General features: G+C 73.3%; 10 protein-coding genes. 4 read left to right on the forward strand and 6 right to left on the reverse strand.

Annotated features, from left to right (window positions below; genetic code table 11):
* Window positions 1-13 precede the first annotated feature (13 nt).
* Window positions 14-625 carry a winged helix-turn-helix transcriptional regulator gene (locus ACWDAS_RS13820; RefSeq protein ID WP_450389505.1) on the forward strand — a complete coding sequence of 204 codons (612 nt, stop codon included), beginning with the start codon at window positions 14-16 and terminating at the stop codon, window positions 623-625.
* A 738-nt stretch (window positions 626-1363) separates the two neighbouring features.
* The gene (locus ACWDAS_RS13825) at window positions 1364-3916 is read left to right on the forward strand and encodes an FtsX-like permease family protein (protein ID WP_450389507.1); all 2553 of its coding nucleotides are present in this window, start codon (window positions 1364-1366) and stop codon (window positions 3914-3916) included.
* Window positions 3917-4436: 520 nt separating this feature from the next.
* Here the strand turns inward: ACWDAS_RS13825 and ACWDAS_RS13830 are convergent.
* Window positions 4437-5441: an LLM class flavin-dependent oxidoreductase gene (locus ACWDAS_RS13830; RefSeq protein ID WP_450389509.1), complete on the reverse strand. Its 1005-nt coding sequence runs from the start codon at window positions 5439-5441 to the stop codon at window positions 4437-4439.
* A 336-nt stretch (window positions 5442-5777) separates the two neighbouring features.
* On the opposite strand from ACWDAS_RS13830, the gene ACWDAS_RS13835 reads away from it, so the two are divergent.
* Entirely contained in the window at window positions 5778-6275 is a 498-nt protein-coding gene (locus ACWDAS_RS13835; protein ID WP_450389511.1) for a DUF1877 family protein, read from the forward strand.
* Window positions 6276-6508: 233 nt separating this feature from the next.
* On the opposite strand, the gene lepB is transcribed toward ACWDAS_RS13835, so the two are convergent.
* The gene (gene lepB, locus ACWDAS_RS13840; RefSeq protein ID WP_450389513.1) at window positions 6509-7192 is read right to left on the reverse strand and encodes a signal peptidase I; all 684 of its coding nucleotides are present in this window, start codon (window positions 7190-7192) and stop codon (window positions 6509-6511) included.
* Window positions 7193-7305: 113 nt separating this feature from the next.
* Here lepB and ACWDAS_RS13845 point away from each other — a divergent pair, with 113 nt between their 5' ends.
* Entirely contained in the window at window positions 7306-8781 is a 1476-nt protein-coding gene (locus ACWDAS_RS13845) for a glycosyltransferase family 39 protein (protein ID WP_450389515.1), read from the forward strand.
* Window positions 8782-9332: 551 nt separating this feature from the next.
* Here ACWDAS_RS13845 and ACWDAS_RS13850 read toward each other — a convergent pair.
* The 4 genes from ACWDAS_RS13850 to ACWDAS_RS13865 are packed head-to-tail and all read right to left on the reverse strand — an operon-like array spanning window position 9333 to window position 12946.
* Window positions 9333-10088, reverse strand: coding sequence for a sirohydrochlorin chelatase (locus ACWDAS_RS13850; protein ID WP_450389517.1), 756 nt, complete (start codon window positions 10086-10088; stop codon window positions 9333-9335).
* A gap of 2 nt (window positions 10089-10090) precedes the next feature.
* A complete protein-coding gene (locus ACWDAS_RS13855) occupies window positions 10091-10984 on the reverse strand; it encodes an ABC transporter permease (protein ID WP_450389519.1) in 894 nt (297 codons plus the stop codon).
* Window positions 10971-11765, reverse strand: a complete 795-nt coding sequence (locus ACWDAS_RS13860; protein WP_450389521.1) for an ABC transporter ATP-binding protein — start codon at window positions 11763-11765, stop codon at window positions 10971-10973. Before ACWDAS_RS13860 ends, ACWDAS_RS13855 begins: the two co-directional genes overlap by 14 nt.
* Before the next feature lie 53 nt (window positions 11766-11818).
* Window positions 11819-12946, reverse strand: coding sequence for an ABC transporter substrate-binding protein (locus ACWDAS_RS13865; protein ID WP_450389523.1), 1128 nt, complete (start codon window positions 12944-12946; stop codon window positions 11819-11821).
* Window positions 12947-13140 lie beyond the last annotated feature (194 nt).

Raw genomic sequence — 13140 nt, forward strand, 5'->3', positions numbered from 1 at the left:
TACACTGGGGATCATGCCGCGCCGAAGTTACGACCAGTACTGCGCCGTCGCCCGGGCCCTCGACACGGTCGGGGAGCGCTGGACGCTCCTGATCGTCCGGGAGCTGCTGGCGGGCCCCCGCCGGTACACCGACCTGCACGCCGACCTGCCCGGCGTCAGCACCGACGTCCTCGCCTCCCGGCTCAAGGAGATGGAGCGCGACGGCCTGGTCACCCGCCGCCGCCTCGCGCCCCCCGGCGCGGCGTACGTCTACGAACTCACCCGGCGCGGCCGGGAACTGCTCCCCGTGCTCGGCGCCCTCGCCGAGTGGGGCGCGCCGGCCCTGGAGGACCCCAGGCCCACCGACGCCGTCCGCGCCCACTGGGCCGCGGTGCCCCTCATGCGCCATCTCGCCGCGCTCCCCGGGGCGACCGCCGGGGTGGTCGAGGTCCACCTCGACGAGGGCGCCTTCCACATCGAACTCGGCGGCGAGACGCCCTCGTACGCCGACGGCCCCGCCAAGCGCCCCGACGCGGTGCTCGCCCTGCCCGCGGGCGCCGTCCGCGGCATCGCGGAGTCCCTGCGGGACGGCGCCGCCGAGGTCACCGGCGACGGCCCCCTCGCCGACGCCCTGCGCGGCGCCTGACCGCTGTACGGTGCCGCCGTGGACGTCATCCGCGACCGGTGCCCCGGATCGGTCCTCCGGACGGAAACCGTCGGCTCCGGCCAGGCCCGCCGTCCGCGCGCCGTCAACCTGGGCTGGAACTGAGACGACTTCGTGAACCGACCGCCTGGGGACTGCGGTTGCACGACTCCCGCACCTTGTGGGACCTCCCGCCGGAGGCCCGCGCCCGGCACCTCGGGCCGCCGCGTCCTGAGCGCGCTGCTCGACCGTGCCTCGCGCGCCCGGGGGCTCCCGGCTGGGCCGCTTCGACGTCGAAAAGAGCCAGGGCCCGTTGCGAAAGTTCCGTACGGATGTGTACCTGTCCGCAGTGGTCGATCTCGACGGCACACGGCGCCCGGGTGTCGGAGGGCGTCCTGGCAGCGCCGGGCATCCCGGCGTTGAACTCCGCGGCATCCGCGCCCATTCGCTGTCCGTGAGATCGCCCCGCCCCTGACCATGCGAACGGACCGGGACACGAGGCGGTTCAAAGATCCGCCGGACAGGGCCCAGAGGTATTGCCCTGGAGAGGTTGGGGTCGCGGCTGGCTGGTGGTTGGCCCTTCAGGTGACCGGGGTAGGGGGCTGTCCCCAGGGCGGAGACGCCGGTCCGCCGCAGTGTGCCCCGTGCGCGGGGCGAGCATCGTTGAGGGCATGCCGGACGACCCCGGCCGCCGGCATCGGTTCACGGTCCGGCTCCCGCTGCGACAAGGACCGGATCACGATGTTGATGCGCCTCGCGCTGAGGACGCTGCAGGCGCGCAGGAGTGGCTTCCTCGGCGCCTTCCTCGCCTTGTTCTGCGCCTCGGCGCTGATCACCGCCTGTGGCGGCCTGCTGGAGACCGGTCTGCGCGGCAGGATCGTCACCGAGCGGTACGCCGCGGCTCCCGTCGTCGTGTCCGCCGACCAGAACGTGCACGCGATCACGGTGAGGCACAAGAAGGGCAGAACCAAGGTCAAGCACAAGGCCAAACCGCTGGCTGAACGCGTGTGGCTGCCCGCGGACCTCGCGGGCAGGATCGAGCGGGTCGCCGGCGTGGGCGCCGTGGTTCCCGACCTCACCTTCCCCGCCGCGGCGCTCGCCCCCGGCGCGGGCGGCCCCTCCTACGGGCACGGCTGGGACTCCGCGCGGCTGACGCCGTTCACCCTGGTCGCCGGGCACCGCCCGCGGACCTCCGGCGACGTCGTCGTCGACCGCGCGCTGGCCCGCCGGGCGCACCTGGCGCCCGGCGACCGCCTCACCGTCCAGTCGACCGCGGCTCCGCGCACGTACCGCGTCACCGGGGTGGCCGCGCCCGCCGGCCCCGGCGCGGCGCGGCGCGCCGGCGGCCTCGCCGACCAGACCAGCCTCTTCTTCAGCCAGGCCGAGGCCGAACGCCTGGCCGCCCGTCCGGGAAAGGTCACGGCCTTCGGCGTGCTGCCCGCGCCGGGCCGCACGCCGGACCCGGCCGCGCTGCGGCAGGCGCTCGCCGGCACCACGGCGCAGGTCCGCACCGGTGACTCCCGCGGCATGGTGGAGTTCCCCGACGCGGTCAGGGCCCGCACCGGTCTGGTCAGCATGGGCGGCGCCATCGGCGGCACGGCGCTGCTCGTCGCGGTACTGGTCGTCGTCGGTACGTTCGCCCTGTCCCTGCGGCAGCGCCACCGTGAACTCGCCCTGCTGCGGACCGTCGCCGCCACCTCCCGCCAGTTGCGCCGGCTGATCGGCCGCGAGGCGCTGCTCGTCGGCGCCACGGCCGGCGTCCTCGGTGCCGCCGCCGGAGGTCCGCTGTCGCACTGGCTCCTGGGGCGGTTCACGGCGTCGGGCGCGGTGCCGGCCACGCTGCTGCCCGCCGTCGGCCTCGTCCCCATGGCCGCGGGCGTCATCACGACCACGGCGGGTGCCTGGGCCGCCGCCCGGATCGCGGCCCGCCCGATCACAGGGGGCACCCCGGCCCAGGCGCTGGCCGACGCCGCGGTGGAGCGCCGTCCCGCCGCCGGCCGCACGGCCGCGGGACTGCTGCTGCTCGCCGGCGGCGGCGCGCTCGTGGGCGTGCTCGCCTCGCTGGACACCGAACCCGCCGCGACCCCGGTGACGTTCCTGGCCGTAGTGGTCCTTGCCACGGCGATCTCCCTGCTCGGCCCGCTCCTGGTACGGGCCGGGGCGGCGGTGCTGGCCGGTCCGCTGCGGCTCGGCCGCTTCCCCGGCGTCCTGGCGCGGCGCAACGTGCGCGGCAACGCCGCCCGGACGGCGGCCGCGGTCACCCCGCTCGCGCTGCTCGTCGCCATGGCGTCGACCGTACTGTTCACCCAGTCCACGCTCGGGCACGCCGCACACGAGCAGGTCGCCGCCGGCACCCGCGCCGACTGGACGCTGAGCTCCGCCGGCCTGGGCGTGCCCTCGGCCGCAGCCGAAGCCGTACGGCGGCTGCCCGGTGTCACCGCCGTCGCCGAGGTGGTGCGCACCACCGTCCGGGTCGGCCTCGACAAGTACCCCGCGCAGGGCGTCACCCCGTCGACGCTCGCCGGCACCTGGGACCCGGACGTCGTCGCCGGTTCGCTGGCCGGGTTCGGCAAGAGCGATGTCGCGGTCAGCGAGACCGCCGCCCGCGCCCGCGGCCTGCGGCCGGGAAGCACGCTGCGGCTGACGCTGGGGGACGGCACGCCGGTGACCTTGACGGTGGCCGCGGTGTACGCACGGGGGCTGGGCTTCGGCGACCTGACGATGTCCCACGACCTGATCTCGCGGCACGTCGACAACCCGCTGTCCGCCGCGGTCCTGGTCCGGGCGCGGCCCGGTACCGGGCTCCCCGTGCTGGCGGCCGCCGTCCGCGGCTTCCCCGGGGTGCGGGTGCAGCCCCCCGGCAGCGCCTCCGGCGTGCTGACCGCGCGGGTCCAGCGGTCCAACGCCGAGGCCCAGTTCCTCGCCATGGCGCTGGTCCTGGTCTTCACCGCGATCGCGGCGGTCAACACGCTGGCGATGTCGACGGCCGAACGGGTGCGGGAGTTCGCCCGGCTGCGACTGGCCGGGGCCACCCGCCGCCAGGTGCTGCGCATGCTCGGCTGCGAGGCCGCGGCCGTGGTCGTGCTGGCGACCGTGCTCGGCACCGCGGTCGCGCTCGCCGTCCTCACCGCGTTCAGCGGCGGCATGACCGGCAGCCCGTCCCCGGACCTGCGCCTGCTCCCCTACCTGGGCGTCCTCGCCCTCGCGGCCCTGCTGGCGGTTCCCGCGACCGCCCTGCCGGGCCGGCTGGCGCTGCGGCCGCGCGCGGTGGACGTGGCCACCGGCGTCGAGTAGGAAGGCCGTGAACGGCGCCGGGCCCGGAGGCGGATGGTGCCCCGGGCCCGGCGTCCGGCTGTGCGCCGGCCGCGGACAGCCGAACCAGCCCTGCAGGTCCGCGATCGCCTGCACTGCGGTGGAGTGGTTGCGGACCGTCACCCCGGCAGAGACGTCCACCAGCGCGAGATCAAAGGAGGTATGCCTCGCCGCGAAGTTGATCGTGGAGGGGGTGGCGCCCGCTGTGAGGCAGCCGCTGCTCTGCGCCCGCGTCCGGAGGACGTCGAGCAGGAGCACCTGGGCGTACCGCGGGATGCCGTCGCTGATGGCGCCCGGCTGGAAGTCCGAGCAAGGAGGTGATCCGGCGGCCTGGTACCGGCAGCGGTGCACGGCACGGGACGATTCCGAGGATGTCAGGGAACGCCGTACGTCGTCGTAGGAACGGCGCATGGGGCCGAATGGGAGTGGGCGCAGGCGGCGATCCAGCTCTGCGGTGGGCTCGGGCCGGCGTACGCCACGCTCCCGCTCGCCGCCGCAGAGCTCACGCGCCGGGCAGCCCGCTGACCTCCGCCAGCAGTTCCACCGACCTCAGCCACGCCGTCCGGTCGACTGCCAGGGACGCCACGATCAGTTCGTCGGCCCCGGTGAGACCGGTGAAGCGGTCCAGATAGTCCCTCACACCGCTCGGGGCCCCGACGGCGCTGTACCTCATCTCCTGCTCGACGTGCTGAAGCACCTGCTTCCCGGCCGGTGTCTCGAGTACCGTCCCCGCCGCCTGCGCAGGCACGTCCACCCCGGCGCGGCCGAGCAACTGGATCACCCGGCGGCGCTTCGCGGCCAGAAAGTGCTCCTGAGCCTCCTTCTCGGTGGCCGCTGCGACGACGTTCACGCCGGCGATGACATGGGGCTCCTCCAGTTGCGCGGAGGGCTGGAACTCCCGCCGGTACAGGGCGACGGCGTCCTCCAGGGCACTGGGGGCGAAGTGGGAGGCAAAAGCGAAAGGAAGTCCGAGGGCTGCTGCGAGGCCTGCCCCGAAGAGCGACGAGCCGAGAATGTACAGCGGTACCTCGGTACCCTTCCCGGGCGTCGCCTCGACCCCCGGGATCCGGGACCGGCCGCTCAGGTACCCCTGCAGCTCCTGGACGTCCTCGGGGAAGGTGTCGCCGGACCGCGAGTCGCGGCGCAGGGCGCGCAGCGTCTTCTGATCGCCGCCCGGAGCCCGGCCCAGCCCGAGGTCGATACGGCCGGGGTAGAGCGTCTCGAGGGTCCCGAACTGCTCCGCCACGGACAGCGGCGCGTGGTTGGGCAGCATGATACCGCCGGCCCCGAGACGGATCGTACGGGTCTGCGCGGCGACGTGGGCTATGAGCACGCTGGGCGCGGACGACCCGACAACGGACATGTTGTGGTGCTCCGCATACCAGATTCTCCTGTAACCCCATTTCTCGGCTTGCCGCGCCAGCTCCACACTGGCCCGGAAGCTGTCGACAGCACTCTCGCCGGCGTTGATGTAAGCGAGATCGAGAATGGAGAGCGAAGCAGTCACGGACCGTAAACCTTTCCTTTCGGCACCTGAGGGGGACGCGGTGCCAGTTGGCCTGTCCTGCGCAAACAGGCACATCGCCCGGTTTGTTCCGGCCGGCGTCCGGTCCCGCGCGCAGCGCGAAACCCCCCGGGGCGGCAAGGTGCCAAAGCGGCCACAAGAGCTGCCTCTGCGACGTCATTCCAGCGGCCGGCCGAAGACAGCGTCGACGACGTACGGCAAAGCCGACCCCTCGCCGCCGCTTCGGACACCTTCGCCGCGACGCCGGATGCCGGCGTCGAGTAGGTTCTGTCCCTTCGGCCCGACAGACGGGCCGCCGAACTGGGGGGACCCGTCGCCGTGAGCATCCGCATGCACATGCGCGCCGCCGCGGAATCCGAGATCCGGGACGACCACACCTGGCTTGCGGCGTTCATGTGGGAGGCTTGGGAGAACCACCCCGACGAGTACGCAGCGGGCATCGCCGTCTCGATCGACAAGGTCTGGGGTGCCGTCAATGACCTCTACGCCGCTGCCGATGTCCTTGATGCAGACGCCGACAAGCCCTGGGAGCTGCCGATTTACGGCGGCCGCCCCGTGGCGCACAGCGCTGACGCCGACCCCTCCAACCCGCCCCTGGGGATTCTGGAGCCGCCTGGGGTGTCACAGGCCGCAGGCTTCCTTGCACGTGTCTCGTTCGACGAGCTGTGGAACGTCGCCGGTGCCAAGCTCGTCTGGTCCGGCTGGGACGAGGCGCAGGTCAGGCAGGAGTTCCTCCACCATCACAGGCGCCTCCAAGGGTTCTACGGGCGGGCGGCTGCAGCGGGCCACGCCGTGGTCAGGGCGGTGTGGGCTTGAGACGTGGTCGCGTTTGCAGGTCCTCCTTTTCCTCGCCCCGGCAGCGTGCTGATGGGCCGGGTCCGCCACCGTATGCCGTCGATCAGTCGTCGCCGGGTCCGTATCGCCGACCGGCCCGGCTTCTTGCCCTTCGGCAACAGCGGCTATAGCAACGCCCACTGCGCATCCGTCAGATCTCCTCGCCCCACGAATCAAGACCATCGCGTGCTCGAGATCCACTTTTGATCCACGCACTAGCTGCCCGGCGGCACCTGGCCCCAGGCGATGGGGGCCGTCGCCGGTGCGGCCGGGTACCGTTCCCGGTGCCGTGCGACCCGCGCGAGGATGCCGAGCACCAGGCCGGTGATCGCGAGCGCGAAGCCGAGCAGCGCCGCCAGGCCCAGCACCATGAGGCCGCTGCGGTCCTCGAGCACCCGGGCCCGTACCCCTGAGGCGGGGAGCGTGCCCGACTCGTCGCCGAGGAAATAGCGGGAGTCCATGGAATCCGCGCGGTAGTCGCCGATCAGGAAGAGCCTCCCCCCGGGCACCGTGATGTCGAAGGCGGGCGCGCCGCCCGACGGATCGCCGTTCTTGACGTACGGCTCGGACAGCTCCTTGCCGTTCACCGTCACCGGTCCGCCGCTCCGCTCCGCCACACGGTCGCCGCCCGTGCCGATCACCCGCTTCAGCACCGGCCCGCCCTGGTAGCGTTCCGGTGCCGCGATCAGCACCACGTCGCCGCGCCGGACCTCGTCACCGTCGATCCGCTCGAACAGGACGTGCTGACCGGGGGAGTAGGTCGGCTCCATGGCCCGGCTCGAGATGGTGGCCGTGGTGTAGCCCGCCCTGACCAGGGCCACCGAGCCGACCGCGAGGACCAGCCCCACCGGCCCCAGCACCCAGGCAGCGATGCGCCGTCGTCGTCCCGCCCGTCCCATGGCCCCTCCCGAATCCGTGTACGAGGACACTACCGACCGGCGTCCGGCCACCGCGCATGGCCCCCGGGCCCGCCTCCCGGTATCTTCGTCGGGGGAACACCGGGGGGTGGGGGATGACCGGTACGCACGTCCGCGCGGAGACGGCGTCCTTCGCCGCAGCGCCGGTTCTGGGAGTCGCGGCCGCGCTCGCCGCCGTACTGACCGCGCTGTCCGGCCGCTACGGCTTCCACCGCGACGAGTTGTACTTCCTCGTCGCCGGCGACCACCCCGCGTGGGGCTACGTCGACCAGCCCCCGCTGACCCCGCTCGCCGCCCGGCTCTCCACCTCCGTCTTCGGCGACACACCGGCCGGGCTGAGGGTGGTCGCCACCCTCGCCTGCGCCGCGACGGTCGTGGTCGTCGCCCTCGTCGCCAGGGAACTCGGCGGCGGGCGGGCGGCGCAGGTGCTCGCGGCGGCGTGCACGGCGGTTTCCGGATTCGTTGTCGCCGTGGGCCACATGGTCTCCACGGCCACCTTCGACGTCCTCGCCTGGGTGGTCCTGTGCTGGCTGGTGCTGAGGCTGCTGCGCACCGGCGACGGCCGCCTGTGGCCCGTGGTGGGCGCGGCCGTAGGCATCGGCATGGAGAACAAGTACCTGGTGGGCCTGCTGGTCCTCGCCCTCCTGGCGGCCCTGCTCGCCACCGGCCCGCGGCATGCGCTGCGCGGCCGGTGGCCGGTGGCCGGGGCAGCCGTCGCGCTCGCGGTGGCCCTGCCCAGCCTGTGGTGGCAGGCGGCGCACGGCTGGCCCCAGCTGACGGTGGCCGGCGGCATCAGCTCCGACGACGGCACCGAGAACCGCGTCCTGTTCGTGCCCCAGCAGATCGTCTTCCTCTCACCGGTGTTCGTCCCGGTCTGGATCGCGGGCGGGCTGCGGCTGTGGCGTGACCCCGCGCTGCGCTGGGCGCGGGCGTTCGCCCCCGCCTACCTCGTCCTCGCCGTCCTGGTCGTCGCGGCCGGCGGCAAGCCGTACTACTGCCTCCCGCTGCTGCTCGTGCTCCTTGCCGCGGGCTGCGTCACGTTCGCCGACCGGTCCCGCGCCATGTGGGCGGGCGTCGCGGTGACGGCGGCCGTCACCGCCCTGCTGTCGCTGCCGGTGCTGCCGCCGGGCGCCCTGTCCGTCGTGAACGCCGTCAACGAGGAGCAGGGCGAGCAGATCGGTTGGCCGCAACTCGCCGAAGCCGTCGCGGACGCCTGGTCCGGCATCCCCGCCGGTGATCGTGCCCGTGCCGTCGTCCTCGCCCAGAACTACGGCGAGGCCGGCGCCCTCGACCACTACGGTCCCCGGCTCGGTCTGCCCGCCCCCTACTCCGCCCACATGAGCTTCGCCGACTGGGGCCCGCCGCCGGACTCCGCCACCGGCCCGGTACTGCTGGTGCGTCAGGAGAACGCCGGCGGCGTCGAACGCCACTTCACCGGCTGCCGCCGGGTCGGCCGCGTCGACAACGGGCAGGACGTCGACAACGAGGAACAGCACGCCGCGATCGTCTTGTGCACGGGCCCGAAAGGGCGGTGGTCACAGCTGTGGCCCGCCCTGCGCCACTACTACTAGGCCGGCACGGAAACGAGCGGGCCGGGCCGGGGAGCCGGGGTACGGTGGCCGCACTCGGTGATCACGCTCCCGGAACGACGCCGCAGAAAAGGAAGGGCACGCCCGGCCCCGTCTCATCGCCCAGGCCGATGTCGCCCTCGGACCGGACGAGGTGGTCACCGCGGCCCGCCAGAACATCCGCGCCTACTACGCGTTCAGCGGCTTCGCCGACCCAGTCGCGGAGGGGCTCCTGACCACCCCGGAGCAGATCCGCGACGCGGTCGCCGGCTACGGCGGCATCGGCGCCGACGAAGTGATGCTCTACTGCTGGTCGTCGGAACCCGGCCAGGTCGAACGCCTGGCGGACGTCGTGTCCGGACGGCGCGCCGCCCGCCGGTTCGGAGTCCGTCGACGCAAGCCGGCGGCTCTCCCGGCCCGGGGGAGCCACGGGGAGCACGCCGCGAGGGGGACGCCCCCTCGCCGTCCGGCGGCCCGTAGGCACGTCGTGCGACCTGCCCGGCCGCACCTTCGGCGAGCACGCAGGCGCCCACGTCGCCGCGCCCCGTCCCGCCTCAGGCCAGCGCCAGCGACAGCCGCGGCAGCAGCACCTCGTCGAAGCGGCGCAGCAGCAGCCGCGCCACCTCGGGGGCGTCGCCCAGGACGCCGGCGAGGACGTCCGCACCGGCGGCGCGGGCCCCGCGGGCGATGCGGTCGGGCAGGAAGCCCGGCGCGACGACGTACGGCGCGACCGCGACCTGCCGTACGCCCTCGGCGCGCAGCTTGCGTACCGCCTCGTCCGTGGTGGGAAGGGATGCGGAGGCGAACGCAGGCCGCACGGCACACCAACCGGTGCGCCGCCACTCCCGCGCGATTTCTGCGATCACTGCGATCGCCTCCGGGTCGGAGGAGCCCGCCGAGGCCAGGACGATCCCGGTCGAGGGGCGGTCGCCGGGGCCCAGCCCAGCTTCCCGCAGCCGCCGCTCCAGGGCGGACAGCAGCAGCGGTGAGGGGCCGAGGACATCGGCCCGGCGGACCCGCAGCCGGGCGTGGCGCGCCGCGGACTCGCGCAGGACCGCGGGGATGTCGGCCTTGGCGTGGAAGGCGCGGGTCAGCAGCAGCGGCACGGCCACCACGTCGCGTACGCCCTCCGCGGCGAGGCGGTCGACGACCTGCGGCACGCTCGGCGCACAGTGGTCGAGGAACGCGGTCTCGACCCGCAGGCCCGGCCGGGCCGTCCGGACCCGCTCGGTCAGGGCGTGGACGGTCGCGGCGTGCCGCGGGTCGCGGCTGCCGTGGGCGACGACGAGGAGGACGGGGTGCGCGGTCACGGTCAGCCCCGTGTGAACAGGCCGCGGCTGCGCAGCACCGACCGCTCCAGCGGTGCGAACACGAGCAGTTCGATGCCGATGCCGACGACCAGGATCAGCAGGATCGCGGCCAGCACGCTCGGCATGTCGGACAGTTCGCGCCCCTGTTCCAGCAACTGGCCGAGGCCGACGCCCAGGTCGGGGGAGGTGGCGATGAGCTCGGCGGCCATCAGCGAGCGCCAGGAGAAGGCCCAGCCCTGCTTGAGGCCGGCGAGGTAACCGGGAAGGGCGGCCGGCAGCAGCACATGGCGCACGGCGTGGATGCCGGTGGCGCCGATGGTGCGGCCCGCCCGCAGGAACAGGGGCGGGATCTGGTCGACGCCCGCCACCAGGCCATTGGCGATCGACGGGACCGCGCCCAGCAGCACCACGCAGTAGATCGTGGCGTCCGTCAGGCCGAACCAGATGATCGACGCGGGCACCCACGCCACCGACGGCAGGGACTGCAGACCGGACAGGATCGGCCCGATCGCCGCCCGCACCGGCCGGACCCGCGCCACGACGAGGCCGAGCGGCGTGCCGATGGCGACGGAGGCCACGAAGCCCAGCGCGCCGCGCGACAGGCTGGTCCAGACGTAGCCGAGGAGGGTGCCGTCGAGCCACCTGTCCTGCAGGGCCCGGCCGACCTCCGCCGGACTGGGCAGCTGATAGTGCGGCTTGACCTCGAAGTGGTACGCGAGCTGCCACACCACCAGGACCAGCGCGATGGCGACGACCGGGGGAACGGCCTTCTGGAGCAGTACCCGGGCCGGCGGCACCCGGGTCGCGGACCGGGTCTCCAGCGCGTCGAGCCCGGCCTCCAGTCCCGCGAGGTCGCCGCCCGGCCCTGCCTCTGCCTTCGTCTCAGTGCTGGCCATGACGGCGGATCTCCCCCCGGAGGTGCTCGGTGATCTCGACGGACAGCTCGGCGACCGCCGAGTCCTCGATACGGCGCGGCTGCGGGATGTCGACCGTCCACTCCCGGGCGATGCGTCCCGGCCGCGAGGAGAGCAGCACGACCCGCTGCGCGAGCCGCACCGCCTCGCGGACGTTGTGGGTCACGAAGAGCACCGAAAGGCGGGTCTCGGCCCAGATGCGGGTGAGTTCCTCGTGCAGGACGTCCCGGGTGATGGCGTCGAGCGCGGCGAACGGCTCGTCCATCAGCAGCAGCTGGCTGTCCTGTGCCAGCGCCCGGGCCAGCGCGACACGCTGCCGCATGCCGCCGGACAGCTCGTGCACCCGCTTGCCGTACGCGCCCCTCAGACGGACGAGCTCCAGCAGCCGCTCGGCCTCGGGGCGCCGTTCGGCGCGCGGAACACCGCGCATGCGCAGGGCGAGTTCGATGTTCCTGCCGGCGGTGAGCCACGGGAACAGGGCGTGCTCCTGGAACATCAGGGCCGGTCGGCCGCCGGGGGTCTCGATGCCCCCGGCGGTCGTCCGGTCGAGTCCCGCGACCAGGTTGAGCAGCGTGGACTTGCCGCAGCCCGAGGCCCCCAGGAGGCAGACGAACTCGCCGGGGGCGACATCGATGCTGATGTCGTCCAGCACGTGCGTCTCCGCGCCGGGGCGGCCGAAGGACTTCGAGACGTGCTCGAGCCGTGCGGCGTAGGGAGCCGCGTCGACCGTCACGGCGGGCTGCTTGGTGAGTGCGGTGGCCATGGCGTCACCTCCTGAGGGCTGGGCTGCGGGCTTTGTCGGGGCTTGGCCGGGCGTCAGCCGCCGAGACCGGCGTCGTCGATCTCGGTCTTGCCCTCGGACGTGAGGATCTTGTTGAGGATCGTCAGGTCGTAGATGCCCTTGAGGGAGGGCTTCTCCAGCAGGCCGGCGGTGACGGCGTGGTCGGCCTCGGTCTGCAGGGTGGACGCCAGCGGGTCGTCGATGACCTGGATGCTCTGCCACGCCGGGTCGATGACGTCGGCGGGCAGCGGCTTGCCGGAGAGCTTCTCCAGCTGGGCGTTGGCGTCGTCCTTCGCCTTGTCCGGGTTCGCGTCGATCCAGGCGTTGGTCTTCACCGAGCCGCGCAGCACGGCCTCGACGACGTCCGGGTGCTCCTTGAGGAACTTCTGGGAGACGATCACGTTCGTGATGACGAACTTCTTGTCCGGCCACAGGGTGCTCTCGTCCAGCAGCACCTTCGCGCCCTCCGCCACCAGCTTGGACGCGGTGGGCTCGGGGACCCAGGCGCCGTCGATGGAGCCGGACCTGTAGGCGTCGGGGGTGATCTTGTTGTCGGTGCGGACGACGGAGACGTCGCCCTTGCCGCTGGTGGCGTCGACCTTCCAGCCCTGCTCGGAGATCCAGTTGAGGAAGGCCACGTCCTGGGTGTTGCCGAGCTGCGGGGTGGCGATCTTCTTGCCCTTGATGTCCTTGAGGGACTTGATCTTCTCGGGGTTGACGACCAGCTTGACGCCGCCCGAGGCCGAGCCGGAGATGATCTTCAGGCTCGTGCCGCCCGACTTGGTCCAGCCGTTGACGGAGGGCGAGGGGCCGATCCAGCCGATGTCGATGGAACCGGCGTTGAGGGCCTCGATCTCGGCGGGCCCGGCGTTGAAGACCGACTCCTTGATGGTGGTGCCGGAGCCGAGCTCGTCCGCGAAGAAGCCCTCCTTGAGGCCCACCAGCGCAGTGGCGTGCGTCAGGTTCGCGAAGTAGCCGATCTTCACCGTCGAGGCGGACAGCTTCTTGCTGGTGCCGCTGCTCGCGGCCGCGTTGGTGGTGTCGTCCTTCTTCTCGGAGCCGTAGCCGCAGGCGGCCAGCGCCAGCAGCGGCAGAAGGGCGGCGCCCGCTATGAGGCGGCGGCGGGCGGACGTTCTCGGGGCAGTGGTGCGATCGGCAGTCACGGGAGGTGTTTCCTCTCGGTGGCCCCGGCTCGCGCTCTCTAGGGCGCGCCAGGGTGGTGGCTGTCTGGTTTTCGGTGGTGCGGTGCCGCGGGCGCGGCGCAGGTGCGGAGCTCAGACGAGGTCAGCGCGCACATCGCGTCACCCCGCCCGTGCCGCTGCCCAGACAGCCGCTGCCGACGCGACCGCCCTCCTTG

The organism is Streptomyces sp. NPDC001070, from assembly GCF_053598835.1.